Below are 22,903 nucleotides of genomic sequence, written 5' to 3'. Positions count from 1 at the left end.
CATGTCGCTGTGTATAAAAACACGTCTGTGCTTTCATACAGTATAAACTGGTTTTTTATACAGTAAAGTAGGCGGGCTTGTTTTTAGAACATTTTTTTCGACCAGCCTAATTTTGTACTCAGTGTGTTGAAGTAATTATAATCTTTCGGATGAATCAAATGCAGATTATATTCACTACGCTTGATAATCACTTCTTCACCATCCTGTATTGGCAGGACGATTTGGCTATCGCAGCTTACTTCATAGTCACTGCTGTTTCGGGAAAACTTTAGGCAAATACTGCTTTCGCTGCTGATAACGAGAGGACGGGCAGAGAGAGTGTGTGGAAACATCGGTACCAGCACGATGGCATTTAAGTTTGGTGTTAATATTGGCCCGCCGGCAGATAGAGAATAGGCTGTGGAACCCGTAGGGGTTGCTATGATTAGACCATCTGAACGCTGGGAAAAAGCAAAACGTTCATCAATATAAACCTCGAATTCGATCATATGGGCAACTTTACCTGGATGTAGCACTACTTCGTTCAAAGCGGTACTCCGTCGCGATTTTTGCCCTTTTTTCGTGACTTGGGCTTCGAGCAGAAAACGTTTTTCGTCCCGATATTCACCATCCAGAACTTCGGAGAGTTGCTGTAAGGCGTTATCGGGATCTAAATCAGTCAGAAAGCCTAAATTACCGCGGTTGATACCAATGACTTTGATATCATAGCGGGATAATACTCTGGCGGCACCGAGCATATTGCCATCCCCACCTACAACAATGACGAGATCGGCAATTTTACCGATTTCAGTCAACCCTCCGGTTTGGGCATCTTTTAAATCAATGTCTTTCGCAACCTGTCTATCCACAATGACGCAATAACCTTTAGATACCAGCCAATAGTAAAGCATTTCATGGGTGGCCAGTGCCTCAGGGTGACGTGGACGACCGACAATACCGATGCATTTGAACTCATTATTCATTGCTGTTATTTCCTTTAGCATATGGTTTTGCCCTCACAATATGATGTGTTCCCTTGAATCCCGCGTTTTGATCCCCATAATAAGCGAGAATGGCGAAGATAATACAAAATACGCGGAGATATTCATGAGTAGTAAAGACCAAAAAGTACCTGACGAGCAAGTCTCAAAAAATACAGCAGATGTATTAGAGCAACAAATGGATGCAGAAAAGGCAGACGCGGCAGAGACTGAAAATGTTGTCGATCCGCGTGTTGCTGAGCTGAAAGAACAACTGAAACAGGCTCAAACTAACGAACGTGATGCTATATTGCGTGCCCGTGCTGAAATAGAAAACATTCGTCGTCGTACTGAGCAGGATATAGAAAAGGCCCATAAATTTGCATTGGAAAAATTTGCCAATGAACTCTTGCCTGTTATCGATAATTTGGAACGGGCATTAGAGGCGGCAGATCGTACTAATGAATCCCTGCAACCGATGATTGAAGGTATTGAATTAACCCTGAAATCCTTTATCGATGCAGTAGGTAAATTTGGCATTGAAGTTGTGGGTGACACTAGTGTGCCTTTCAATCCTGAGGTGCACCAAGCAGTAACTATGATGGAGTCTGAGCAGCATGAACCTAATCATGTTATGTTGGTAATGCAGAAAGGTTATACCTTGAATGGTCGTTTATTGCGTCCTGCAATGGTTGCTGTTTCTAAATAAAATACGTATCTCGTGATTGTAATGCCGCCGTTCAGAGGGCGGCATTTTTGTGGTCAGCGATTAGTTACTGAGGTAATTGAGGTGTCCAATCTATTGATGATAATCCTTGCTTTTCCAGCAGTGTATTAGCTTGAGAAAAATGCTTACAGCCTAAAAAACCTCGATGAGCTGATAGAGGTGACGGATGAGGTGCTTTCAACACATGATGGCGTTGGGTATCAATAAAACGGCCTTTTTTCTGGGCGTGAGAACCCCAAAGCAGGAAAATAACCCCGCTGCGATGTTCATTGATTGATGCGATGACCTTATCAGTAAAGGTTTCCCATCCCAAATTAGCGTGGGAATGAGCATTGCCTCGTTCAACGGTTAGCACGGTATTGAGTAATAATACTCCCTGCTTTGCCCAACTAATCAAACAACCGTGATTGGGGCGGGTAAATCCAGTAATATCCGACTCCAATTCTTTATACATATTGACCAGAGAAGGTGGAGCAGGAATGCCCGGTTGTACAGAGAATGCCAGCCCATGGGCTTGGTTCGGGCCGTGGTAAGGATCTTGCCCCAAAATCACTACTTTTACATCGGCTAATTCGGTATAGCGGAATGCGTTGAAAACATCCGGTTGTGGCGGATAAATGGTTTTGCCAGCGTTACGTTCATTAGCAACATAAGCCAATGTATCAACAAAATATGGCTGCTTCTTTTCATTGCCGATGACATCGTGCCATGTGAGAGGTGCGGACATAGCCAATCCCTTTCTAGATGATTATCAGATGGACTTAAGCTTACCGATTCCAAGTGAATAGGGGAACCCTCTGATCTTAATCCAAGTTTAATTTATAGAATGAAAAATTGATTTTATAAATTTTTTTTAAAATTTATAAAAATAATTTTATTGTTCTTTTTAGAAAGACATTTAAAAACAACATATTACAATTTCATTAATAATACCCTTAAAAAATTAGTTGATTTTAATCAAAGAATTGTCCCATTCGTACTGGTATACAGGAAATCAAGAATGATGGTTGATGAAATAGCGGTTTGACTAAATAACCAAGATGATGTTGGAGGTATAAATGATTACTGGGATTCAAATTACCCAATCTGACAACGCTGCATTGATAAATTCTTTCTGGCTGTTGGATGATGAAAAAAACGAAGCACGTTGTATCTGCGCCAAGGCGGATTATGATGAAGGCCAGATTGTTGCCAAAGATGAATTGGGACAATTTGAATATCGCGAAGTTCCGTTGGAAGTCAAACCGACTGTGCGTGTAGAAGGGGGACAGCATCTGAATGTTAATGTCCTGCGCCGTGAAACGCTGGAAGAGGCAGTGAAACATCCTGAAAAATACCCACAGCTTACCATTCGTGTATCAGGTTATGCAGTGCGTTTTAACTCATTGACTCCAGAACAGCAGCGTGATGTGATTGCCCGTACTTTTACAGAAAGCCTGTAATCTTTATTTAAGACAGAAACTTTAAAAGGGGAGAGTAAATACTCCCTTTTTTATTTGCATAAAATAAGGGACTTTAAATCCTTGCATGACTTATGGATATTAAATTTGTTAATTAAAAATTAAATTTGTATTAATGGTGTTAATAATTTTGCCGATAGATAATTTGGGTTTTTTAGTTATGCCTAACCTGAATAATCTGTAGGAGAATTTTATGACTTTATCAATAAATACCAATATTTTTAGTGAATTAGGGATGTATTCGTTACAAGGAAATTCTCTACAACCTCAAGCTAGTTCTCAAGTTTCATCACAGTCAGATAAAGTTGATAGCATTACCGCTTCAAACATTTCCCTTTCAGAAAGTACTAAGCAAGCCAATGCAGTTTACCAATCACTGATCAATAATCTTAATGCCAGTGAAATGGTCTCTCCCGGATTGAATGCCAATGATATTGCAGGAAAACAATCTAAGCGAATTGACTACGAGCTAACATTGGTTACCCGCGATGTTTATCGGGAGCAAAGTTTAGGAATTCCCAGTTATGAGCGGATGTCTGATGATGAGCTATCAAAGGCAGGTATTGATCCTGATACATTGAATGATTATTCAACAGGATTTCAAGCTGGAGTGTATAAACATAACGGGTTATATATTGTTTCTTTCACTGGCTCGAATGAATGGCAGGATTTTATGGTAAGCATTCGTCAGAGCTTTGGTTACAATGCAAAACAATATAACCAAGCTGTGGAATTGGCGCATAAAGCGTTAAAGATATTTGGTGAAAATATCATTTTTACTGGTCATTCATTGGGGGGAGGCTTGGCGACTGTAGCTGCATTCACAACAGGAAAACCCGCCGTTACTTATAATTCCGTTGGTATCTCAGATGCTACATTAGAGCGTATGGGTGTATCACCTCAAGTCGCCCGTGAAATGGCTGATAGTGGTTTGATTCGTCACTATTCCGTCCAGCACGATTGGTTGGGGAACCTGCAAAAAAAATTGCCAATCCCTCAACCTATGGGAAACACAATAGATCTTGAATATGAGTATGAATGGAACAGCATTTGGGATATTTTGCCCCATCGATATGGATTGCACTCATTTAAAGCTCATTTTCTGGAAGCTGTTCTGGAGTTGATGACGGAGCAACAGCCTTGGCTGAATAATCGTGAAACAATGCTGGTGTCAACTGATGTGATGAATGAGGACATGTTTCCTTTGTGAAACTCCTCTTTGTAAGCATTAGTAATGGATATGGATGACCTTGCTGTTAGAGAGGAACTTACGGAAATCTATCAGCAAATTACATCGCAAAGGAGTGAACAGTACCAGACAGTACGGTGTCTGGAGTGAAGTGATTATTGAGTGAGAAATGATGAGTGAAGCGAAGTCATTTAATGGCTTCGCCTCTATTTTTCTGATTAAATCCTGATCATTAATCGTTGTTAGATTCAGTGATTTCCGGTTTAGGGTTACCAGAAGGGGTGCGGCGTTTACCGATGTTTTTGCTATCGCGATGACGTACTTTCACCCGTTTTGTCTTCGTATCTTCTGTTTTTCTCTTCTCTTTACGCTTTTCCAATACTTTCTTGGAAGGTTTATAGCTCTTTTTCTCACTTGGTGCTTTCGTTTGTGGACGGAGTTCATCAACAATCCGAATTTTTAGAGGCTCGTTGAGATAACGGCTAATTTTACCCAGCAGAGGATGATCGTGGGATTCAACCAGAGCAATAGCTGTTCCTTTGCGGCCTGCGCGGGCAGTGCGACCAATCCGGTGCAGGTAAACATCGGCAGTACGAGGTAAATCGAAGTTGAAGACGTGGCTGACGTTTTCGATATCCAACCCACGGGAAGCAACGTCTGTCGCAACCAGAACTTTAACTTTACCTTCATTAAGGCGTTTCACGGCATCTGTACGCTTGGCCTGAGCCATTTCGCCTTCAAGGAAACCTGCCCGGATTCCGGCTTGGCTCAACCAATCAACAACTTCACGTACGCGCTCACGCTTACGTACGAAAACAATGGATTTTGTCACGTCAGGTTGCTGAAGAAGATTACACAGCAAGGCTGTTTTATGTTCTAACGTATCGGCACGATAATAAAACTGCTGAATTTTTTTACGTTCACGGCGAGAAGGTTCAGCATCGATCTCAACAGGATCGGTTAACAAACGCTCGGCAAAATCACGAATGGATTCGCCTTCCAGCGTTGCGGAAAATAACAGTGTCTGTTTGCGCCAACGAGTTTCACCTGCAATGGTTTCGACATCATTAGCGAATCCCATATCCAGCATGCGGTCAGCTTCATCAAGGATCAACGTTTCCACTGCACGGCAATCGAAATTTTCTTCTTTAATGTATTGCAGCAAACGCCCGGTCGTTGCGACAACAATATCCTGATTCTCACTGAATACTTCTGCGTGATTCATGTAGGCAACACCACCGGTAATAGTGGTGATATCCAGATGAGTGTGAGCCGCTAACTCTTTTGCTTGTTCTGCAACCTGCATAGCCAGCTCACGAGTGGGTGTTAAAATCAGGATTCGCGGCGGCCCCGATTTTTTACGAGGAAAGTCTAGCAGGTGTTGTAGCACTGGCAACAGGTAAGCAGCGGTTTTGCCTGTACCGGTCGGTGCTGAACCAAGTACATCGCGCCCATCCATAGCAGCAGGAATTGCTGCTGCCTGAATTGCTGTCGGGCGTTCGTAGCCTTTGTCATTCAATGCATCAAGCAGGGATTCATCAAGTTCGAATTCGGAAAAGTTTGTAGCAGTCATCATATACCTCTGTTTGGGCCGCCGATTATAAACAGGTTGGGAACATTCTTCATCCTATAAAAGCATCTAATGAGCAGGTTGCTTTTATCCACGGGCCATAAGATTTATGCTATGACAAATTTTATCTCAGCGATATGACTTATGGCATTGATACATAAACCCGCTTTTCGCCACGGCGGCTTTACATTTAAACAGTTTTTTGTTGGGCATGATAAATGTGCGATGAAAGTCGGGACGGATGGTGTGCTATTGGGAGCCTGGGCACCAGTATATAACAGGAAGAGATGTCTGGACATTGGATGTGGCAGTGGGTTGATTTCCTTGATGATTGCTCAACGTACAAAGGAGAATACGGTTATTGATGCAGTCGAACTGGATGCTCTTGCAGCAATGCAGGCGGCTGACAATGTGCAACAATCGCCATGGCCCTCCCGAATTAAGGTACACCAGCAGGATATTAATGACTTTACACAGCAGAATGTGCAACAAAATGAATTACGGAAAAGCAGTACCCAGTATGATTTAATTGTCAGTAATCCGCCGTATTTTGAGCCTGCCATCGCATGCCGGAATGAAGCGCGCAATCAGGCCCGTTATACGGAATCATTGACCCATCAGGGATTATTGGCTTGTGTGCAAAAGTTGATCTCATCAACAGGGTTATTTTGTGTTGTGTTACCTTATGACATTGGTGAATGTTTTGAAAAAATGGCGTCAGAGTTGGGATGGTTTACCCATCATCGTGTCAATATTCGTGACAGACAGAATAAACCGTTGCACCGTCTGTTATTGGGATTATCCCTACAACAGCAGGAAACCGAATTATCTGAGTTAACGATTCGTGCCTTGGATGGTACATATTCAGATGAGTTTCGTCAGCTAATAACAGATTTTTATCTTTATTATTGATAATGTTAGTACTATTGAGTCAATAAAATTAATTTCCCTGCACAGTTAGCAATTAATAGAACAGGGCTTTCTTTTTTCTTGGATTAAAATCTCGTGTCCTATGAAATAGAGGCTATGATTTGTATTATATTCACTCGATAAATTTTTAATTTCTGCGTAGTGATATGTGAATGCCATAAATATAAATAATTTTTAATATCAATTGGATATAGCATCTTTGATGCGAAATGACAGATGGGTATAATATAAAATTATAGCCAAAATTGAACTTCACAGTAAATTGATAATCAAAGTCATGCTTGTTCGAGAAAGCAGGACATCATTTTGGTTTAAATTAGTATGAATGTAGAGTTTTATCTCAGGAGAGTGAACCTCGGATGAGCGAGCAGTTAACGGATCAAATGCTGGTCGAGCAGGTCCAGAAAGGCGACCAAAAGGCATTTAATTTGCTGGTAATAAGATATCAGCATAAAGTGGCGAGCTTGATTGCTCGTTATGTACCTCAAAGCGATGTTCCTGATGTTGCCCAAGAGGTTTTCATTAAGACTTATCGTGCGCTTTCTTCTTTCCGGGGTGATAGTGCTTTTTATACGTGGTTGTATCGTATCGCTGTTAATACTGCGAAAAATTATTTAGTTGCTCAGGGACGCCGACCGCCATCCAACGATTTGGATGCTAATGATGCGGAAATTTATGATTCATCAAGTTCATTAAAAGAAATTTCGAACCCTGAGAACTTAATGTTGTCTGAAGAATTGAAGGAAGTGGTTTTCCGAACAATTGAATCGCTTCCGGAAGATTTGAGGGTAGCAATTACACTCAGGGAGTTGGATGGGTTGAGCTATGAGGAGATAGCCGACATCATGGAATGTCCTGTAGGTACGGTGCGTTCAAGAATTTTCCGGGCAAGGGAAGCCATTGATAATAAAGTTCAACCGCTAATCCAGCAGTAGTGGGACAAAACAATTATTTAAGGGTACTTTGGCATGCAAAGAGAGAAACTTTCCGCATTAATGGATGGAGAAGCTCTTGATAGTGAAGTAGTTCATTTGGTCTCTGAAGATGCAACCATGCAGAAACAGTGGGAAAGATACCACCTTGTCCGTGATGTTCTGCGTGGTGATGTAGGAGAAGTGCTACATTTGGACATCGCGAGTCAAGTGGCACGGGCAATTGAGAACGAGCCTGTTCATATTAAGCCAGAGGTTGTTTTAGAACCTCAGCCAAAACCTGAAATATGGGAAAAGATGCCGTTTTGGGGGAAAATTCGGCCATGGGCGAGTCAGATTACACAAGTCGGCATAGCTGCATGCGTATCTCTGGCCGTCATTATTGGTGTCCAACAATACAATGGCGGGAATAGTGTTGAAGCAGATACTCAATCTGATGTCCCGGCTTTCAATACATTGCCTGTTATGGGTTCAGCCTCACCTGTTGGTTTAGCAGCCCAAGTTGATGACGAAGCCTTCGGGGGGGATTTGGGTATGCAAGTTCGCGAAAGTAATAAACGAATTGATGCGATGTTACAGCAGTATGAGCTTGAGCGACGTATTCACTCTGAAAAAAATCATAAAGCTACTCAGATCAATCAGCCTCTTGGAGTGCAGGCACAACAACAGTAATGAAACGTATTTGGTTTTTCATTTTCTTATTGGTGGGTAGTCTGTTAAACCCTTTCAAAGCTTCGGCACAGCAAAGCAGTGTCGAAGCTTTGTTGCAAGATATGAACAGTGCTGTGCAAACGCTCAATTATGAGCTTGGTTTCATTAATTTAGCGCAGCAATTCCTCATTCCGCTACGTTACCGCCATGCCATTATTGATGGTCAACCGATTGCTCAAATTATACAAATGGATGGTTCACGCCGAGAAATTATTCAGCGCGGTGATCAGATCAGTTATTATGAGCCAGGCTTAGATTCATTCAGTTTACATGGCAACCATATTGTAGATTATTTTCCACCGATCATTTTTGCAGATTTTACTCAATTACAGAAATTCTATCGCTTTATTTATGTAGGAAGCACCCATGTAGGTGATCATCCAACGAGCTTTGTACGTATCATATCGAAGGATGAATCCCGCTATAACTATAACCTTTTGATCGATGAGAAAACCCATCTCCCACTGCTGATTGAATTATTGGACAGAGATAATATTACAGTAATTGAGCAATCCCGAATTGTAACATTAATTGTTGGTGATTATGTTAAGGAAGAGCTACGAGCCATTACTGATTTAAAATTACCGCCTATGCTGCTAATTCCTCCTTCTGAAAAATTGAAGTTTAATTGGCAGGTTGGCACGATGCCTGAAGGTTTTCAAGAAATCTCCCGTAACAGTCGTAAGTTGTCAGAAATGGAGTGGTTAGAATCCATTATGTACAGCGATGGTCTATTTAATTTTTCTGTAAATGTCGTGAACTCAGGCAAAAAGGCTGTTGATGAACAACCATTTCGACAAGGCCGACGAACGGTTTATACTTTAGCCAGAAGTAAAAATAGTATCACTGTCATTGGTGAGCTGCCTTTCGCAACAGCCAAGCGAATTGCGGCAAGCGTGATGTTTACAGGAGAAAAATGATGGTTAAGGAATGGGCAACGGTTGTCCGCTGGCAAAAAGGCCGCGCGTTACTGCGCTATGGCTCATCTTCAGGTTGTGGTAGCTGTCAGGCTAAAGCTACGTGTGGTTCTTATTTGCTGGAGAAAATAGGACCCGAAAGCATCCATCAGTTGGAATTGGAAATTTCCCAGCCTCTTCAGCCGGGTCAAAAAGTTGAAGTGGGCATTCCTGAGAGCAGTTTGTTACGTTCAGCAATGTTGGTTTATTTAACACCATTATTGGGATTATTTTTAGGAAGTGCCCTCTTCCAATTTTGGACATCTGACCAATTATGGGTATGTTTAGGCGGAATTGGCGGTGGGCTTGCTGGTTTCTTAATAGCCCGCAAAATTGCTGTATACTGGGATGCCTTACAGGCTTATCAGCCAGTTGTGTTACAAATTGGTTTACCTCCTGATACGATTAAGGTTCTACAGTAAGAATAATCTGTTTTACCATACGTGCTCCGACGTTATTTTTCATACTGAAAACTATCGAGTCGTACCTAAAACCACAGGCATGACTAGGTTTTCATAGGTTTGGCATGTAGAATACGACTCCTCAGGCCAGTGGCCGAACTAATAAACTGTCGCTTTATGTCCATCAGTGTGTCCATAGGCGAATGATTCAGAAATATTAAGGCAAAAAAGATTTAATAATGAAGCAAATACGAAATTTCTCCATTATCGCCCACATTGACCACGGTAAGTCCACACTATCTGACCGAATTATTCAAATTTGTGGGGGACTGTCAGATCGCGAAATGGCGGCGCAAGTACTGGATTCAATGGATCTTGAGCGTGAACGTGGTATCACTATCAAGGCACAAAGTGTGACTCTTGATTACAAGTCGTATGACGGGCAAGTCTATCAATTAAACTTTATCGATACCCCGGGGCATGTTGACTTCTCTTATGAAGTTTCCCGCTCGTTGGCTGCTTGTGAAGGTGCTTTGTTGGTTGTTGATGCAGGTCAGGGTGTTGAAGCACAGACATTGGCTAACTGCTATACCGCTATCGAAATGGATCTGGAAGTCGTTCCAGTTCTCAACAAAATTGACCTTCCTGCTGCCGAACCAGAACGTGTCGCAGAAGAAATTGAAGACATTGTTGGCATTGATGCAACAGACGCTGTTCGTTGCTCAGCAAAAACTGGTGTAGGTGTACAGGATGTCATTGAGCGTCTGGTGAAAGAGATCCCGCCACCGAAAGGTGATCCTAATGCACCATTACAGGCTTTGATTATTGACTCATGGTTTGACAATTACCTCGGCGTTGTTTCACTTGTCCGTATTAAAAACGGTACATTGCGTAAGGGTGATAAAGTCAAAGTAATGAGCACAGGGCAGGTATATAACGCTGACCGTCTGGGCATTTTCACACCTAAGCGTATCGATCGTGATGTGCTGAATTGCGGTGAAGTGGGTTGGTTGGTTTGTGCTATCAAAGATATTTTGGGAGCACCAGTAGGGGATACCCTGACAACTGCGCGTCAACCAGCAGAAAAAGCATTACCGGGTTTTAAAAAGGTTAAACCACAGGTCTATGCGGGTCTGTTCCCGATCAGTTCTGATGACTATGAAGCATTCCGTGATGCGTTGGGTAAATTGAGCCTAAATGATGCTTCATTATTCTATGAACCAGAAAGTTCTACTGCATTGGGTTTTGGTTTCCGTTGTGGTTTCCTTGGCTTGCTGCATATGGAAATTATTCAGGAACGTCTGAAGCGTGAGTATGATCTCGATTTAATTACAACGGCACCCACAGTTGTTTATGAAGTTGAGACAACTGATGGTGATATTATTTACGTCGATAGCCCATCCAAGCTGCCGGCATTAAATAATATACAGGAATTGCGTGAACCTATTGCGGAATGTCATATGTTGTTGCCTAAGGAGTACCTTGGCAATGTCATTACACTCTGCGTGGAAAAACGTGGCGTACAGACTAATATGATTTATCACGGTAATCAGGTTGCACTGACTTACGAAATTCCGATGGCTGAAGTTGTTCTGGATTTCTTTGACCGCTTGAAATCAACCTCTCGTGGTTATGCGTCTCTGGATTATAATTTTACCCGCTTCCAAAATTCAGACATGGTACGTGTGGATGTTTTGATTAATGGTGAACGTGTGGATGCATTGGCATTGATTACTCATCGTGAAAATTCACAATATCGTGGGCGTGAGCTGGTGGAAAAAATGAAAGATTTGATCCCGCGTCAGCAATTCGATATTGCAATTCAGGCAGCTATAGGAACTCACATTATTGCTCGTTCTACCATAAAACAGTTACGTAAAAATGTACTGGCAAAATGTTATGGTGGTGACGTCAGCCGTAAGAAAAAGCTATTGCAGAAGCAGAAAGAAGGTAAAAAACGCATGAAGCAGGTAGGAAATGTTGAACTGCCGCAGGAAGCTTTCTTAGCAATTCTGCATGTTGGAAAAGATAACTAACAAGGTTGTAAGGAGTTTAAATGGCTAACACTTTTGCCTTGATCTTAACGTTAGCAACGTTAATCACCGGTATTCTTTGGTGTGTAGATCGGTTCAAACTCGCTCCTGAACGCAAGAAAAAACTTGCTCAAATTCAGGAACAGGTAACAGGTACAGAAGCTCAAGAAGCTGTGGCTAAAGAAATTAACAAACCTTCATGGGTATGGGTTGATACACTTGCATCTGTTTTCCCGGTGTTAGCCATTGTCTTGGTCTTACGTTCTTTTATTTATGAACCTTTTCAGATCCCTTCCGGCTCAATGATGCCAACATTGTTGATTGGGGATTTCATTCTGGTAGAAAAATTTGCCTATGGCTTGAAAGACCCGATCACGCAAACAACTTTAATTAAAACAGGTGAGCCTAAGCGTGGTGAGATTGCTGTTTTCAAATATCCGCTTGATACAAGCCTGGATTTTGTAAAACGGGTTATTGGCTTACCCGGGGATAAGATTGTTTACGATTATACCCAAAAAGAGCTTCAGGTTTTTCCTGGCTGTGGTTGGAACACAGAATGTAAAGGCGATTTACCCGTCGTTTATCGGGATATATTCCCAAGTGAATGGTCCATTAAAGAAGATGTAACACCAGAGGGAATTCGTTTAAAAGGTGTTTACCAAGTTCCTCTTGATGAACTGTTGGGACCATATACTATTCGTCAAGGCGAGCGGATAGAAAATTTAGGTAATGTGTCACATCATATTTTGACCATACCTCCGTTTATATCTACACCACATTTTCGCCAAGAAGGTTTGCCGCTCGGTACTTGGGTTGTTCCTGAAGGCCAATATTTTATGATGGGTGATAATCGTGATAATAGTGCAGATAGCCGTGAATGGGGATTTGTGCCGGAGAAAAATCTGGTAGGCCGCGCCACTGCTATTTGGATGAGTTTTGAAAAGCAGGAAGGTGAGTGGCCTACTGGTGTTCGTTTGGAGCGAATTGGTGGAATTCACTAATATTTATATATTAGCGAAGCATTAATTTATCTCACAGTGTAGAATATTCTTTCAAACGAGATGACTGGCTCCCTAATGATGATAATATTTTAGGGAGCTAGTGCAAACGCAACAGTTTTGTAAGGCATATAATCTGAGATAGTTTCACAATCTAGGATTAGCTTCACAGGTCTGTTGCGTGTGCTTTTATTTGATAAATTCTAACTGAATTGGTAGCACATGAACGCCATACTAACGCACCGGTTACAACATAAACTCGGGTACACCTTTACACAGCACGATTTATTGCTCCAAGCGTTGACTCACCGCAGTGCCAGCAGTAAGCATAATGAACGTCTGGAATTTCTTGGCGACTCTATTCTGAGTTTTGTCATTGCAAATGCGCTTTACCACCGTTTCCCCCGTGTTGATGAAGGGGATATGAGCCGTATGCGTGCAACATTGGTTCGTGGTAATACACTAGCGGAATTGGCCAGAGAATTTGAGTTAGGTGAATGCCTACGTCTGGGGCCAGGGGAGTTAAAAAGTGGCGGACACCGCCGAGAATCCATTTTAGCGGATAGTGTTGAGGCTTTAATTGGCGCTATCTTCCTTGATAGTGATATTCAGACAATCGAGCAAATTATCTTGAATTGGTATGAAACTCGTTTGAATGAAATTAGCCCTGGTGATAAGCAAAAAGATCCCAAAACACGTTTACAAGAATATTTGCAAGGGCGTCATTTGCCGTTGCCAACATATCTGGTTGTTCAAGTTCGTGGGGAAGCACACGATCAGGAATTTACAATTCACTGTCAGGTCAGTGGATTTGAACAACCAGTCAGAGGAGTAGGTTCCAGCCGCCGCAAGGCAGAACAGGCGGCAGCGGAACAAGCATTAAAACAACTGGAGCTTGAATGAGCGAAGAAAAAAACTATTGCGGATTTGTTGCAATAGTCGGGCGCCCTAACGTTGGTAAATCGACTTTATTGAATCAATTATTGGGCCAGAAAGTATCCATTACCTCCCGTAAACCTCAAACGACGCGGCATCGCATCATGGGGATTCATACGGAAGGGGCTTACCAAATTATCTATGTAGATACACCGGGTCTTCATATTGAAGAAAAACGAGCGATTAACCGTTTAATGAACCGTGCGGCGAGCAGCTCTATTGGTGATGTCGAACTGGTTATTTTTGTTGTGGAAGGTACGCACTGGACACCAGATGATGAAATGGTGGTGAATAAGTTGCGTCATTTGCGTTGCCCTGTTTTGCTTGCCATCAATAAAGTGGACAACGTGACAGATAAAACTATTCTTCTGCCACACATTGGCTTTCTTAGCCAGCAGATGAATTTTATTGATGTTGTACCAATCAGCGCAGAAAAAGGCATGAATGTTGATACGATTGCCAAAATCGTGCGTGATTATATACCGCAGGCAGAACACCATTTTCCCGAAGACTATATCACTGATCGCTCACAGCGTTTCATGGCGTCAGAAATTATCCGTGAAAAACTGATGCGTTTTTTGGGTGAGGAGCTGCCATATTCCGTGACTGTGGAAATTGAACAATTTGCTGCCAATGAACGTGGTGGTTATACGATCAACGGTTTGATTCTGGTAGAACGCGATGGCCAGAAGAAAATGGTCATTGGTAATAAAGGTAGTAAAATCAAGACGATTGGAACAGAAGCCCGTCAAGATATGGAAAAGCTGTTTGATGCTAAAGTCCATTTGGAATTGTGGGTAAAAGTTAAAGCTGGTTGGGCTGATGATGAACGAGCGCTTCGCAGCCTCGGTTACATTGACGACTTATAAGGCTGATTTGTGGACGGCTGGCAGAGAGCCTTTGTACTTCATGGACGCCCTTACAGTGAAACCAGTTTGCTGTTGGATTTTTTTACTGAAAACGAGGGTCGGATATGTGTCTTAGCAAAAGGGGCACGCAGCCGTCGTTCCCACCTAAAAGGTTGTTTACAACCTTTTACCCCGTTACTCATCCGTTGGAGCGGACGGGGTGAAGTCAAAACGCTAAGAGACGCAGAGCCTATTTCGCTGGCTCTTCCCTTGACGGGAAACGTGCTTTACAGCGGATTGTACGTGAATGAACTTTTGTCCAGAGTTCTTGAACAAGGAACGGCGTATCCTGCGCTTTTTTTCGATTATCTCCAATGCTTACAAGTGCTCGCGGCGAGTGAATACACGCCAGAGTATGCTTTGCGCCGCTTTGAATTAGCTTTACTCGCCAATATGGGATACGGTGTTGATTATCTTCACTGCGCAGGCAGTGGTGAGCCTGTAACAGATACTATGACTTATCGTTACCGTGAAGAAAAAGGGTTTATCGCTAGTCTGATTATTGATAACTACAGCTTTACTGGTTATGAGCTAAAAGCGTTGTCAGTCGGTGAGTTTCCTGACTACGCCACATTGAAATCGGCTAAACGTTTTACCCGCATTGCATTGAAGCCTTATTTGGGGGGAAAACCGTTAAAAAGCCGTGAACTATTTCGTCGATTCGTGCGTAAAAAAACTGATAATCCCAACAAGAAAAATGAAAATTAAAGTAAGTCACTTCTCGGTAATGAAAAGTATAGACTTTACTTAATCTTATACTATTGCAGGAGATAAAAATGGCTGAGGTATTGTTAGGTATCAACATTGATCACATTGCGACCTTACGTAATGCCCGTGGGACAAAATATCCCGATCCTGTTCAGGCTGCATTTGTAGCAGAACAGGCGGGAGCTGATGGTATAACGATTCACCTGCGCGAAGATCGCCGCCATATTACTGATAGAGATGTTCAATTATTAAAAAGAACGATTCAAACTCGCATGAATCTCGAAATGGCAGTAACCGACGAGATGGTTGGTATTGCGACTCAAATCAAACCTGCTTTTTGTTGCTTGGTTCCTGAAAAACGTCAGGAAGTAACAACAGAAGGAGGATTGGACGTGCTTGGACAAAAAGAGCACATTATTGAGGCAGTGAAGATCTTATCAGAAGCAGGCATTCTGGTTTCTTTGTTTATTGATGCAGATCCGCAGCAAATTGATGCTGCTGTTGAAGTCGGTGCACCATTTATTGAAATCCATACTGGTGCATATGCCGATGCTGAGGATGAGATACAGCAGGAAAAAGAGTTCCAGCGCATTAAAGAGGCGGTAACGTACGCGGCAGAAAAAGGCCTTAAGGTCAATGCAGGTCACGGTTTAACCTATCATAATGTACAGCGTATCGCCGCTTTGCCTGAGATTTATGAATTGAATATTGGTCATGCCATCATAGGCCGTGCTGTATTCAGCGGCTTATCTGCTGCTGTAGCTGACATGAAAACGTTGCTGCGGGAAGCACACCGTTAATGGCTATTATTGGATTAGGTACTGATATTGTTGAAATATCCCGTATTGAGGAGATTGTCGGGCGTTCTGGAGAACGTCTGGCAAAACGAATTTTGAGCGATGGGGAATGGTTGCAATATCAACAGCATAACCAGCCAATCCGCTTCCTTGCAAAACGGTTTGCCGTCAAGGAAGCGGCAGCTAAAGCGCTTGGTACAGGCATTCGCAATGGTCTGGCCTTTAATCAATTTGAAGTGATTAATGATCCACTGGGAAAACCCACATTAAAACTTCATGGAGAGGCTGATATATTGGCTAACAAATTGAATGTAAGATCCATGCATGTCACTTTGGCGGACGAGCGTCGTTATGCTTGTGCAACGGTGATATTAGAAAGCTAAATTCAGATCTTATCTGCATGATGTAAGAGTACAAACTTATCCCACAATTGTTCTTCCGTTTCCTTATGGTTAGGATCGAGAATAATGGTATTAGTGATCGGGCAGACAGACTGGCAAGTTGGTTTTTCGTAATGCCCGACACATTCGGTACAGCATTCAGGTTCAATTTCGTAGATTTCCGCTCCCATTGTGATGGCCTGATTAGGGCACTCGGGTTCACACATATCACAATTGATGCAGCGCTTGGTAATTAATAGTGCCATTTTATTCTCTATATGTTGCTTACAATACCACAGAGTTTAATAACTCCATTTCAACTCAATTAAAAGTGAATGATTCTTAATAATTAGTCACTTTATGAAATTAAAGTCAATATTCCTTTACCCATTCCCTTGAGTAGTTAAAGCAATAACTCATACCATCACCCCGCCTTTATCGCGTACTCAACGCACAAGGGCTGGTGGTAGCATTACGATAAAAACATTTCATTGTTGTCAGTACAGTCATTTGCCTGGACGTCCGTATCCAGATGCCAGAAGATTTTTTGCTGGTTATCTTAAGTGTGATTTTATTCATGGGCATCGGTATCTATTTATTAATGTTAAGTCCATCCAAATACCAGATTAAAGAACTCAATAATGTATTAACAAAATATAAATTTGATTCTGGTGTTTTGCAGTTTAATACGATAGGCTTTTGAGCGTACAATTGCCTCAATTATCTGTTCTTCTGGAGTTTTCATAGTGAAAACAAGCTATTCAACAGAAATAATCCTACCTGTAAATTATCACACTAATGATTTTTTTTCTTTTCATCAAAGAGATGAAATGGGAATTTCTGAAAGCGTACAAAATAATCAAATTGAAAAAGGCATTATTTTGCACGGAAAGCCAACTCTTTTGACGATAGCAATTGAAAATAACAAGGCACAAATACAACTTTATATTGATGATGATGGGGATTTTTTTTCACATGAAGAATTATCGGATCTCGCCTTACATATGTTAGGTATGAAGCAACCTATCGAAAGATTTGAATCGAGATATCGAGCTCATCCTGTTATTGGCGACTTGGTTACCAGACAGGCAGGCTTACGTATTTATCAGTCAGCGACACCTTTTGAAGCATTAAGTTGGGCGATTATTGGTCAACAAATCAGCGTGAATGCAGCAATTTCCATTCGGCGGCGCTTTATTCAGGCAATCGGTGTCCGGCATTCCTCTGGGTTATTATGTCATCCGGCTCATAAACAGGTCATACAGTATTTGGGTTCAGAACAGGCATTGCGTCAGTGTGGCTTCTCTGTTGGTAAAGCTAATGCGTTGCTGAATGTTTGTCGATTAATTGATGCTGGTGAGTTGGAGTTAGTGATCCCTAAGGGAGAAAATGAAGTGCAACGACTGATTGATAGTTTGCTCTCAATTAAAGGCATTGGTATGTGGACGATTAATTATACTTTGCTAAGAGGGTTCAATTACCTGAATGGTTCTCTGCATGGTGATGTTGCTGTAAGACGCAATCTTCAGTTTTTGCTCAGACAGGAAGATAAAGTTAGTGCTGAACAGACCGAAAAATGGTTGGTCAATTTTTCTCCATGGAAGGCTCTGGTGGGAGCACATTTATGGAGGCAGCAATCCAGTAGTGGATATTGATAACGAAGGGTCAATACCATACTAATCTCTGATAGGGTGCTTTACGTAAAGTATCCAACCCCTGTTGAGCCGTGAATTATTTCAGGAATTCTTGCTTGAACTCAAAGAACAGCAGCTGCATCTGAAAGTGCTGGATAAACGCCTCGACCATTTGAATGCCCGAATCCCGTGGGCCTTAGTCAATCAACAATCCATTTTTAGTTTCGGAACTCGTCAATTCTTATATATTGTATGCATTGAAAGATATGACAAATTCCTGTTTTTTAGCATTAAGAATATTTTTCCTTTAATATCATTTTGTTGAATATTTTCTGTTGAATTTTTCATCTGAAAACCACCAAATAGGGATAAAGATTAACCATTAAAATCACATTTGTATCTTTATATGTTGATTTTAACATTTGCCTGGTGTATTAATTTCACTATTAATATAATTTAGAACTGATAGTTTGTCTGGGCGTTAGATCAAGGGAGGTACTTCTTCCTTTGTACAGGCAAATTATTTTCATTATTTTGAATAGATAATTTTTATTCGCCCAACACCAGGGTAATATTAGTTTGTTTTTTGTACTTATAATAATCAGTCAGCTAACCAGAAACTCTGATTAGCTGACTGATTATTATACACCCAATGGGTTTCAAGCTGCGGGGGTTAAGAACTTATTTCATTAGACTGGCTAGCACCCCACAATTTAAAAGACAACGGGTATATGATGTCTTAGCTTAAACCGTTTCACATCAGAGGAAGATAAATATCAGTCACTGCCTCGGCTTCTGGAACTGTTGGAAATATTTTTATACGCTCAAAGAATGCTGGAGAATCTCGGACTTCTTGATTATGTTCCGATAACCAATTTGCATACAAATAATTGATTATAGAGGTTATTTCATCATCAGAACCGATATGCCTTATATAAGCACATTTTCCTGATGAAATAGTTTTTTTAGTAACTTTAGGGTGTTTAACCTCAAAGGTTGAAGCGATTTCAACACATAAATCAAATTGATATTCATTGGGATCAACTTTTGTAGGATCTGCATAAGCAAAGTTGAAAGTTCTATGCCGTTCTGGGGGTAATTTATTGCTTATTCTCCACTCTTTGAACTCTCTAATGGTGTTACCAATATTTGATGGAGCACCTTTATGTTCCATTACTGCCACTGAGATCTCTGGGAAAGTAATGATTTCTACTTTAATTGAGGAAAGTTTCTCATTCATAACCTTAGTCCTAATATTATTGATGTTTTGGTATCGACTATGCCAAATAGACCAATCAGGTTTTTTTCTGAACTCAATAGGACTCTGACCAACAGCACTTTTGAATGCTCTTGAGAAGGCTTCTGGACTCTGATAACCACATGTAAGAGCAATATCTATCACTGAACTATCACTATACATCAGAGCATAAATAGCTTTTTTCAACCGGAGCTGCCTGATATATGCGGAAACGCCGATACCATAATTTGCCGAAAATAATCTGTGAAAGTGATATTTAGAATAAGCTGCAACACAGCTCAAACGTTCTCCATCCATATCAGTGTCGATATTTTCTTCAATATAACGAAGAAGTGCATCCAATCGTTGTTTAATCATAGTCATCATATCCAATCTATTTGGTACAGGGAGATATTATATAACTGCCAGTATTGGGACATGATAATAATTGCTGAATGAGAGGTTTATTTTTAATGAAAAATGATTATTGATTTTATTCTTATATAGATCACTTTCTGCTAATTCTTCTAACTATGTTAGAAAATAATAATATTCCTGTGATGAAAATAGCTGTTCACCTACTGAGTTGCTTGGGCTGATATTCCAATGACGAAATAAGTGCTCAGAAACTGATTCTCGGGTTGGTGCAGCCAGCGCGGAAGGCATATAGAAATTATCATTTTCGATAGCAATCAACTGGGGGGTATCCCCGATAATCTCTGCTACCGCGCAATTCGATGTGCCATAGTCAAAACCGATGAACATAGACTCCCCCATCTTCAATTATGGAAATTTTAAAAAAAGGGCACAGATGCTATCGTAATTCAGGGTGATATGCGAGCTTAAGATAAGTAGGCCGGAAATCAAGCCCTCAGGTCGCATGGGTGCTGCGCTATATGACTTCCATGATCCTCTGGCAAAGCAACGTGAATATAATGATAGAGCTTATACTGTCGATCATTTTTATACTAAGTTATTTAAAATAGAAGATGGTTTTCAGGCTGAATCGGGCAGAAGAATGGCTTCTTAAAGAACAAAGCGCATGAAGCTGTTTCTTGATGCTTTTTTTGACGAAATTCAGATTGAATCAGCAAATTGAGATGACTAAACAATATTAATGATGGTTCGTTATAATAAGCGGGATTTTCATAAGCAAGAGAATATGCAGTGACAAAAATATATACAGTAACCGAGATTTATAGTGATGAATATTGGATGCGTCGGGCAATGGAGTTGGCTATGCAAGCACAGGCACAAGGTGAAATCCCAGTCGGCGCTGTATTGGTGGCAGATAACAAAATTATTTCGCAAGGGTTTAACCTTCCGATTACCGAGCATGATCCTACCGCTCATGCTGAAATTATTGCCTTGCGACGTGGTGGCATCCAATTGCAGAATTACCGTTTACTGAATACGACACTGTATGTCACTTTGGAACCTTGTATCATGTGTGCAGGAGCAATGGTACACAGCCGGATACAGCGGCTTGTTTATGGAGCCAGTGATATGAAAACGGGTGCAGCGGGATCATTGATTGATATATTGCGTCATCCCGGAATGAATCACCAAATTGAAATTACCGGTGGGATTTTGGCAGAAGAGTGCTCCACTATGTTGAGTTCTTTTTTTAAACAACGTAGGGAGCAACATAAGGCACTGAAGAAGATGTTGAAAGCTCAACAACAGGAAATGTCATAATCAGTTACAATCAAAAAACCAATTACGATTGACGTGTTGTTGCAGTTTTCGCCGGTGTTGTCTCTTCCGGTGCTTTTTCATTGGAATCGGTTTTAGTGCCTTCCGCTTTATCACCTGTTGTTTTATCACTTTCAGGTTGGGAGTCACTGGTTGTGTCCGCTGGCACTTCTCCTGCTATTTTCTCACGGTTGGCTTTTGCCTGTAGATATCCTTCCAAACTCAGATAGTAACGCCGGATATTTTCAACATAGCGATAGGCCTCATAGCCGCGGGCATAACCGTAAGTCGTATTGGTGTAGTATTTTTTCTTGCTGAGCAGGGGAAGGCGCGCTTTAACATCCAGCCAACTATCAGGATTACCTTTTTGCGCCGCCGTTAACTTACGAACATCAAGAATATGCCCGTATCCCATGTTATAGGCGGCGAGAGCGAACCAGATACGTTCATCTTCAGGAATGGTTTTTGGCAAGCGATCCATTAAGTAGTGCAGATAAGCCATACCGCCTTTCACACTTTCTTCTGGGTCCAGCCGATCGTGGATCCCCGCCCATTCTGCTGTTGGACGAGTCAGCATCATCATACCACGGACGCCAGTAGGGGAGGTTGCTTGCGGGTCCCAATGCGATTCTTGCCATGCAATAGCTGCCACTAATTGCCAATCCAGTGATCCCGCATATTTCTCAAAAATGGGCTGATATGTAGGCAAAATATTATTGATAGCACGGATAAAAGAGATGGTATCAAAATAGTCGAATGAATTGACATGGCTGAAATACTTTTCCTGTAGCCGCGACATAATGCTGTCTTCAGCCAGCATGCTGAAAAAATCAAGCATGGCGGAGTAAAGACTATAATCATCATTGCGTTTTAAATACCAGGTCAGGGGACGTTCTTCACTGACATCAAAAGCAACTGCCAGATTGGGATGAACACGTTGTTGCAGGGCCAGACTGATTGAATCGCTGATTGTATAGTCGATTTTTCCTTCGGACACTTGTTCGAGTAATTGTTGTGTATTTTCGCGTGATGTCTCTTCCCAGGTTAAATCAGGATAAGATTTCTCTTTCCATTTTTTCAGCTCGCTTACATGGGCTGAACCCGCTGTGACAATGAACTTACCTCTTAAATCATTAAACGAACGCGGACGCGTTGTCCCTTTGCGATAAACCAGTTGTTGTAAGACTAAATAATAGGCTGGGCCAGTGCGTGTCTGATCTAACCTTTCTTCATTGTAGATAAGGCCCGCAGCCAAGAAATCGGCTTTATCGTTTTCCAAATCGTCAAAAAGCTGATTAATGTTGGCGCGAAACTGAATAACAAGTTTCACACCCAGATAATCAGCAAACCGTTTGGTCAATTCATAGTCAAATCCTGTTGGCTCATTTTTGCTGTTAAGAGAAATCAGAGGAGAAGAGATGGTACTAACCCGAAGTTCTCCTCGTGCCAGAATTTTGTTTATCTGCTCCTGCTGTTTATTGGGCCAATTAATGTTGAGACCAATGATAGCAGCGGAAAGGAGCGCGATAATAACGATAACAAAATAATTTATCTTTATATTACTCAAACAGTTATCTCTATCCAGTGTGGTTAGGCTCCGTATGAAATGTAAGATAATAGCATGGTTAAATTTCCAGTAATCGAGAATTTTGCTGAACAAAATAGCGTAATGCAACTCTATTAAACCAATTTTAGAACTTCATTACGTGTATTAAGAGGATGTTAAATAACCACGCAAACGG

The 22,903-nt window shown here is 41.4% G+C and carries 24 protein-coding genes and 1 pseudogene; 18 read left to right on the top strand and 7 right to left on the bottom strand.

Annotated elements, in window-relative coordinates:
- Positions 1 to 83: 83 nt before the first annotated feature.
- The gene (gene nadK / locus AC5JQI_RS13325) at positions 84 to 962 is read right to left on the bottom strand and encodes an NAD(+) kinase (protein ID WP_237386099.1); all 879 of its coding nucleotides are present in this window, start codon (positions 960 to 962) and stop codon (positions 84 to 86) included.
- Between the two features lie 124 nt (positions 963 to 1,086).
- Between nadK and grpE the strand changes: the two genes are divergently transcribed.
- On the top strand, positions 1,087 to 1,668 hold the full coding sequence (gene grpE, locus AC5JQI_RS13320; RefSeq protein ID WP_493912509.1) for a nucleotide exchange factor GrpE: 582 nt from the start codon (positions 1,087 to 1,089) through the stop codon (positions 1,666 to 1,668).
- A 64-nt stretch (positions 1,669 to 1,732) separates the two neighbouring features.
- Here the strand turns inward: grpE and ung are convergent, their stop codons facing one another.
- Positions 1,733 to 2,413, bottom strand: a complete 681-nt coding sequence (gene ung / locus AC5JQI_RS13315) for a uracil-DNA glycosylase (protein WP_237386097.1) — start codon at positions 2,411 to 2,413, stop codon at positions 1,733 to 1,735.
- Between the two features lie 331 nt (positions 2,414 to 2,744).
- On the opposite strand from ung, the gene grcA reads away from it, so the two are divergent.
- Together grcA and AC5JQI_RS13305 are read left to right on the top strand one after the other, a co-directional pair.
- Positions 2,745 to 3,128 (top strand): autonomous glycyl radical cofactor GrcA, encoded by a 384-nt coding sequence (gene grcA, locus AC5JQI_RS13310; protein ID WP_237386096.1) that lies wholly within the window; start codon positions 2,745 to 2,747, stop codon positions 3,126 to 3,128.
- Between the two features lie 211 nt (positions 3,129 to 3,339).
- A complete protein-coding gene (locus AC5JQI_RS13305; RefSeq protein WP_493912508.1) occupies positions 3,340 to 4,356 on the top strand; it encodes a Tle-like phospholipase domain-containing protein in 1,017 nt (338 codons plus the stop codon).
- A 211-nt stretch (positions 4,357 to 4,567) separates the two neighbouring features.
- Here the strand turns inward: AC5JQI_RS13305 and srmB are convergent, their stop codons facing one another.
- Positions 4,568 to 5,908, bottom strand: coding sequence for an ATP-dependent RNA helicase SrmB (srmB, locus tag AC5JQI_RS13300; protein WP_493914679.1), 1,341 nt, complete (start codon positions 5,906 to 5,908; stop codon positions 4,568 to 4,570).
- Positions 5,909 to 6,049: 141 nt separating this feature from the next.
- Here srmB and trmN point away from each other — a divergent pair, with 141 nt between their 5' ends.
- The 12 genes from trmN (at position 6,050) to acpS (ending at position 16,598) form a co-directional block, all read left to right on the top strand.
- A complete protein-coding gene (gene trmN, locus AC5JQI_RS13295; protein ID WP_493912507.1) occupies positions 6,050 to 6,817 on the top strand; it encodes a tRNA(1)(Val) (adenine(37)-N(6))-methyltransferase TrmN in 768 nt (255 codons plus the stop codon).
- A gap of 377 nt (positions 6,818 to 7,194) precedes the next feature.
- Complete coding sequence (gene rpoE, locus AC5JQI_RS13290) at positions 7,195 to 7,770, top strand: RNA polymerase sigma factor RpoE (RefSeq protein WP_237386092.1); 576 nt, start codon at positions 7,195 to 7,197, stop codon at positions 7,768 to 7,770.
- A 33-nt stretch (positions 7,771 to 7,803) separates the two neighbouring features.
- Entirely contained in the window at positions 7,804 to 8,439 is a 636-nt protein-coding gene (rseA, locus tag AC5JQI_RS13285; RefSeq protein ID WP_493912506.1) for an anti-sigma-E factor RseA, read from the top strand.
- Positions 8,439 to 9,398 (top strand): sigma-E factor regulatory protein RseB, encoded by a 960-nt coding sequence (rseB, locus tag AC5JQI_RS13280; protein WP_493912505.1) that lies wholly within the window; start codon positions 8,439 to 8,441, stop codon positions 9,396 to 9,398. The genes rseA and rseB overlap by 1 nt, the downstream gene beginning before the upstream one ends.
- Positions 9,398 to 9,856, top strand: coding sequence for a SoxR-reducing system protein RseC (rseC, locus tag AC5JQI_RS13275; RefSeq protein ID WP_493914678.1), 459 nt, complete (start codon positions 9,398 to 9,400; stop codon positions 9,854 to 9,856). The genes rseB and rseC overlap by 1 nt, the downstream gene beginning before the upstream one ends.
- Before the next feature lie 218 nt (positions 9,857 to 10,074).
- The gene (gene lepA, locus AC5JQI_RS13270; protein ID WP_493912504.1) at positions 10,075 to 11,871 is read left to right on the top strand and encodes a translation elongation factor 4; all 1,797 of its coding nucleotides are present in this window, start codon (positions 10,075 to 10,077) and stop codon (positions 11,869 to 11,871) included.
- A gap of 20 nt (positions 11,872 to 11,891) precedes the next feature.
- Entirely contained in the window at positions 11,892 to 12,869 is a 978-nt protein-coding gene (lepB, locus tag AC5JQI_RS13265) for a signal peptidase I (protein WP_493912503.1), read from the top strand.
- Positions 12,870 to 13,088: 219 nt separating this feature from the next.
- Positions 13,089 to 13,769 carry a ribonuclease III gene (gene rnc, locus AC5JQI_RS13260; protein WP_323855346.1) on the top strand — a complete coding sequence of 227 codons (681 nt, stop codon included), beginning with the start codon at positions 13,089 to 13,091 and terminating at the stop codon, positions 13,767 to 13,769.
- On the top strand, positions 13,766 to 14,671 hold the full coding sequence (era, locus tag AC5JQI_RS13255) for a GTPase Era (RefSeq protein ID WP_237386085.1): 906 nt from the start codon (positions 13,766 to 13,768) through the stop codon (positions 14,669 to 14,671). Before rnc ends, era begins: the two co-directional genes overlap by 4 nt.
- Positions 14,672 to 14,680: 9 nt before the next feature.
- Entirely contained in the window at positions 14,681 to 15,418 is a 738-nt protein-coding gene (gene recO / locus AC5JQI_RS13250; protein ID WP_493912502.1) for a DNA repair protein RecO, read from the top strand.
- Positions 15,419 to 15,486: 68 nt separating this feature from the next.
- The gene (gene pdxJ, locus AC5JQI_RS13245; protein WP_493912501.1) at positions 15,487 to 16,218 is read left to right on the top strand and encodes a pyridoxine 5'-phosphate synthase; all 732 of its coding nucleotides are present in this window, start codon (positions 15,487 to 15,489) and stop codon (positions 16,216 to 16,218) included.
- The gene (acpS, locus tag AC5JQI_RS13240) at positions 16,218 to 16,598 is read left to right on the top strand and encodes a holo-ACP synthase (RefSeq protein ID WP_493912500.1); all 381 of its coding nucleotides are present in this window, start codon (positions 16,218 to 16,220) and stop codon (positions 16,596 to 16,598) included. Before pdxJ ends, acpS begins: the two co-directional genes overlap by 1 nt.
- A 2-nt stretch (positions 16,599 to 16,600) precedes the next feature.
- Here the strand turns inward: acpS and AC5JQI_RS13235 are convergent, their stop codons facing one another.
- A complete protein-coding gene (locus AC5JQI_RS13235) occupies positions 16,601 to 16,861 on the bottom strand; it encodes a YfhL family 4Fe-4S dicluster ferredoxin (RefSeq protein WP_493912499.1) in 261 nt (86 codons plus the stop codon).
- Positions 16,862 to 17,425: 564 nt separating this feature from the next.
- On the opposite strand from AC5JQI_RS13235, the gene AC5JQI_RS13230 reads away from it, so the two are divergent.
- The gene (locus tag AC5JQI_RS13230) at positions 17,426 to 18,250 is read left to right on the top strand and encodes a DNA-3-methyladenine glycosylase family protein (protein WP_493912498.1); all 825 of its coding nucleotides are present in this window, start codon (positions 17,426 to 17,428) and stop codon (positions 18,248 to 18,250) included.
- A gap of 733 nt (positions 18,251 to 18,983) precedes the next feature.
- Here the strand turns inward: AC5JQI_RS13230 and AC5JQI_RS13225 are convergent.
- Together AC5JQI_RS13225 and AC5JQI_RS13220 are read right to left on the bottom strand one after the other, a co-directional pair.
- Positions 18,984 to 19,844: an AraC family transcriptional regulator gene (locus tag AC5JQI_RS13225; RefSeq protein WP_493912497.1), complete on the bottom strand. Its 861-nt coding sequence runs from the start codon at positions 19,842 to 19,844 to the stop codon at positions 18,984 to 18,986.
- Between the two features lie 189 nt (positions 19,845 to 20,033).
- Positions 20,034 to 20,231, bottom strand: a pseudogene (locus AC5JQI_RS13220) (molecular chaperone); the annotation flags it as partial.
- Positions 20,232 to 20,346: 115 nt separating this feature from the next.
- On the opposite strand from AC5JQI_RS13220, the gene AC5JQI_RS13215 reads away from it, so the two are divergent.
- Together AC5JQI_RS13215 and tadA are read left to right on the top strand one after the other, a co-directional pair.
- The gene (locus tag AC5JQI_RS13215; protein WP_493912496.1) at positions 20,347 to 20,496 is read left to right on the top strand and encodes a hypothetical protein; all 150 of its coding nucleotides are present in this window, start codon (positions 20,347 to 20,349) and stop codon (positions 20,494 to 20,496) included.
- 137 nt (positions 20,497 to 20,633) lie between these two features.
- On the top strand, positions 20,634 to 21,164 hold the full coding sequence (gene tadA, locus AC5JQI_RS13210) for a tRNA adenosine(34) deaminase TadA (RefSeq protein ID WP_493912495.1): 531 nt from the start codon (positions 20,634 to 20,636) through the stop codon (positions 21,162 to 21,164).
- Between the two features lie 22 nt (positions 21,165 to 21,186).
- On the opposite strand, the gene mltF is transcribed toward tadA, so the two are convergent.
- Positions 21,187 to 22,728 (bottom strand): membrane-bound lytic murein transglycosylase MltF, encoded by a 1,542-nt coding sequence (mltF, locus tag AC5JQI_RS13205; RefSeq protein ID WP_493912494.1) that lies wholly within the window; start codon positions 22,726 to 22,728, stop codon positions 21,187 to 21,189.
- Positions 22,729 to 22,903: the final 175 nt, after the last annotated feature.

Source organism: Xenorhabdus sp. XBWT (assembly GCF_059072735.1).
Note: the sequence above shows the minus strand (reverse complement) of the source record. Positions and strands in the feature narration are given on the sequence as shown.